Source organism: Mammaliicoccus sp. K-M42, assembly GCF_022386375.1.
Lineage (GTDB): Bacteria > Bacillota > Bacilli > Staphylococcales > Staphylococcaceae > Mammaliicoccus > Mammaliicoccus fleurettii.
This window is the reverse complement of the sequence record NZ_JAJNIS010000062.1, coordinates 1-202: the sequence shown is the minus strand read 5'-3', so window position 1 is coordinate 202 and position 202 is coordinate 1. Positions and strand designations below refer to the sequence as shown.

The window sequence follows — 202 nt, the reverse complement described above, 5'->3', positions numbered from 1 at the left end:
ACACTCAATATAGAGACACTATTAATAAACGTGGAAATAAAAAAGCTCGGAGATTACTGTTTTGGGTCGTGATGAATATCATTAGGGGACAGCGACATTATGATAATCACCTTATTGATTATTACTATAAACTAAAAAAGCAGCCTAATGAGAAACCTCATAAGACTGCCGTGGTAGCTTGTATGAATCGTTTATTAAAAAC

Annotated in this window: 1 pseudogene; it reads left to right on the top strand. The window is 33.7% G+C overall.

From position 1 onward, the window contains the following. A pseudogene (locus tag LQ668_RS12355) lies at positions 1–202 on the top strand (IS110 family transposase); the annotation flags it as partial.